Genomic DNA, 3,215 nt, shown 5'->3' with positions numbered 1-3,215 from the left:
TAAGTGATTACGTACAAGGAAGTAACCTTCGTGTAGAAGCAGCAGCTCGCATCTTACGTCCTAGACAGCGATTGCTGGATATAGGGTGTGGTGATGGTGTACTTGGAGTACTAGTTCGAGATCGTTTTGAGGAGATATACGGCATTGACATTTCTGATAAGGCTGTTGAACTGGCTCGGCAGAGGGGAATTAAAGCGTATTGTATTAACCTCAATGCAGAGAAATTGCCATTTGAAGATAGCTATTTTGATAGCATAACATGTCTAAGTACTTTGCAATGTATTTATGATATAATTTTCGCGTTAAGAGAGTTCAATCGTGTTCTAAGGCTGGATGGTGAGCTGATTTTGACAGTACCTAATATGCGTACCTTTTGGAGAATTTTCAAATTAGCTGTGCTAGGCGATTTCCCAAGAACCAGTTTCTATCCTGAAGGTTATGATGGGGGAACACTGCACTATTTTTGCTTTTCCAACCTGAAAAGTCTGCTGGAGAAAACCGGATTCAAGGTAGATATGCACAGAGGTATTTTCTGCCAGCCTCGCTTTTTGGAGAAGGTACCGGACAAGGGTTTGATAGGAAAACTGAAAGCAGAATTCCTGGGCGCCGAAATGCTTGTGCGAGTAGTGAAAGGTCGGTAAAGCCCTATGATGAAGGTTGCTTTTATTACTAACATTTGTCCTCACTATCGAGTCAAAACGTTTGAAACCCTAGCTAGCTACTATAAAGTGGATTATTACTTCTTTTCCGCTGGCGATGAGTGGTACTGGCAGCGACAACACGGTGTGCGGGCCGGCAACTTCCACTATGAGTATCTTCCGGGCTATAAACTGGGGCATTCTCGTGTCACTCCTACATTGCCCTGGAAACTTTTACGGGGCAACTATGATGTTTACATCAAGTGCATCAACGGACGTTTTGCTTTGCCATTAACGTACCTGGTTGCTCGTCTGAAGCGTAGACCCTTTATCCTCTGGACCGGCATTTGGATGCGTCTGCGAACACCGTTTCATCGCCTGGCTTTCCCTTTAACCCGATACATCTATCACCATTCGGATGCGATTGTGGTTTATGGTGAACATGTGAAGCGGTATTTGATAAACGAAGGAGTATCTGCTGAACGAATATTTGTGGCTGCTCATGCGGTGGATAATGACACTTATAACCGTGAGGTGACTGAAGAAGAAAAGGCTGCCTTGCGTCGCAAACTAGGAATTGCCCCTGACCAAAAAGTTGTACTTTATTTGGGACGTCTGGAAGAGGTCAAGGGGCTTCCTCACTTATTGGAGGCTTTTGCCTCTTTGAGTAGGGAAGATGCTGTATTGCTCATTGCTGGAACTGGATCTGAGCGAAAACGATTGGAGCAGAAGGCTCAAGAGTTGAACATCATGAGCCAAACTCATTTCACTGGATATGTTCCACCGGAGGAGACAGTACCATTCTATGCAATCACCTGGGTGTATGTGTTGCCTTCCATAACTACACCAGAATCCAAAGAAACGTGGGGCTTGGTGGTCAACGAAGCCTTCAACCAAGGTGTGCCGATTATCGCCACCGACGCGATAGGCGCAGCAGCTGGTGGACTAGTGCAGGGTGGAGTCAACGGCTTTATCGTTCCGGAGCGGGATAGCGCAGCCTTAGCCCAGGCTTTGCAGCGTATTTTGGATAACCCAGGCCTACGCGAACAACTTGGTCAAAACGCCCGACGAATCATCGCCAGCTGGGACAATGAACGGATGGTGATGGGCTTTCGGCAAGCGATTGAGTATGTTACGAAGCGGCTTGGAATATTCACCGTGAGCTAAGCACGATCACACCTTACCTTGCTCATCCTGCGCTTGTAGTTGCAGATGACGTTCAGTGCAACCGTGCTTTTGCTGATTGGGTGAAGGAGATAAAACCAACCTTTTGGGTAGCCTTCCGAGAAGAAGGTAAGGATGCTTTGGCTGGAGCAGCTGTTTTCATGTAAAGGAGAGCGATGCGAATACTCCTTATCCACAACCACTATCAGTTACCCGGCGGTGAAGATACTATCTTCCAGATGGAGTCAACGCTGTTGAAAAGTCACGGGCATGAGGTGATAGCGTTTGTAGAGAACAACCGCTGGCTAAGCGATATAAATCCATTAAAAGCAGCGATAGATGCGGTTTGGTCGCAGGAAGCAAAAAGACAGCTTTCAGCGCTTATTCGTGAAACCAAACCCGATATTGCTCACTTTCACAACACCTTTCTGCGCATCTCGCCGGCCGCCTATTACGCCTGTAAAGAGGCTAGGATTCCGGTGGTGCAGACGCTGCACAACTATTGATCTGCCCTGGCACGCTTTTGATGCGGGACGGGCGGGTGTGCGAGGACTGCCTGGGGAAACCAGTTCCCTGGCCCGGTGTGTGGCACGGCTGCTGGCGCGGCTCACGGGCACAGACGGCAGTGGTGGCCGGAATGCTTACCGTGCACCGCCTCTTGAGGACCTGGACCGAGCAGGTGGATGTGTACATCGCGCTTACGGAGTTCGCGCGACAGAAGTTCATCGAGGGAGGATTGCCCGCGGAGAAAATCGCGATCAAGCCCAATTTTACATACCCTGATCCCGGCCCTGGAGATAGGTCTGGCAACTATGTCCTCTTTGTGGGTCGGATCTCGCGGGAAAAAGGGGTTCGTACCCTAGTCCAGGCCTGGCAGAAGCTGAGAGGGGTCCCATTGAAAGTGGTCGGCGATGGGCCATTGATGGGGGAAATGCAACGGGCTCGTTCGGAAGGATTGGAGATTCTGGGCTGGCGCTCCCACGACGAGGTGTTGGCGCTGATAAAAAGCGCTCGTTTTCTCGTATTCCCATCGGAGTGGTATGAGGGGTTTCCTCTAACCATTGCCGAAGCCTTCGCCTGTGGCGTACCGGTGATCGCCTCGCGGCTGGGGGCGATGGCCGAGATCGTGGAGGATGGACGGACGGGATTGCTCTTCAACCTCGGTGATGCCGAGGATCTGGCTGCCAAAGTAGAGTGGGCCTGGGCAAATCCCGACACGATGCGGGAGATGGGTCGAGAGGCGCGACAAAAGTACGAACAGAAGTATACAGCAGAGCGGAACTATCAGATGCTGATGGAAATTTATGAAATCGTGAGGGAGCAAAATGAATATTCATAAACTGTACCGCCTTTTTCTCAGATCACTATCTTTGCACTTTCTTGACTATGCTGCCAGGCAGGCGCATAGTTGTC

The 3,215-nt window shown here is 49.8% G+C and carries 5 protein-coding genes; all 5 read left to right on the top strand.

What is annotated here, in order from left to right:
• Positions 1-641 (top strand): class I SAM-dependent methyltransferase (locus ACUVQO_RS22875; RefSeq protein ID WP_445928123.1); only part of this gene is annotated, 641 nt, incomplete at its 5' end.
• Between the two features lie 6 nt (positions 642-647).
• On the top strand, positions 648-1,805 hold the full coding sequence (locus ACUVQO_RS22870; protein ID WP_445928122.1) for a glycosyltransferase family 4 protein: 1,158 nt from the start codon (positions 648-650) through the stop codon (positions 1,803-1,805).
• 173 nt (positions 1,806-1,978) lie between these two features.
• Entirely contained in the window at positions 1,979-2,308 is a 330-nt protein-coding gene (locus ACUVQO_RS22865; protein ID WP_445928121.1) for a glycosyltransferase, read from the top strand.
• Between the two features lie 37 nt (positions 2,309-2,345).
• Positions 2,346-2,585 carry a hypothetical protein gene (locus tag ACUVQO_RS22860; RefSeq protein WP_445928125.1) on the top strand — a complete coding sequence of 80 codons (240 nt, stop codon included), beginning with the start codon at positions 2,346-2,348 and terminating at the stop codon, positions 2,583-2,585.
• Entirely contained in the window at positions 2,482-3,141 is a 660-nt protein-coding gene (locus ACUVQO_RS22855) for a glycosyltransferase family 4 protein (protein ID WP_445928124.1), read from the top strand. The genes ACUVQO_RS22860 and ACUVQO_RS22855 overlap by 104 nt, the downstream gene beginning before the upstream one ends.
• Positions 3,142-3,215: the final 74 nt, after the last annotated feature.

The sequence above is a fragment of the Leptodesmis sp. genome, from assembly GCF_052746595.1.
Note: the sequence above shows the minus strand (reverse complement) of the source record. Positions and strands in the feature narration are given on the sequence as shown.

Bases quoted from the DNA above. Each gene is read 5' to 3' on its own strand.
- ACUVQO_RS22870 (WP_445928122.1), top strand. From the start codon at position 648: ATGATGAAGGTTGCTTTTATTACTAACATTTGTCCTCACTATCGAGTC.
- ACUVQO_RS22865 (WP_445928121.1), top strand. From the start codon at position 1,979: ATGCGAATACTCCTTATCCACAACCACTATCAGTTACCCGGCGGTGAA.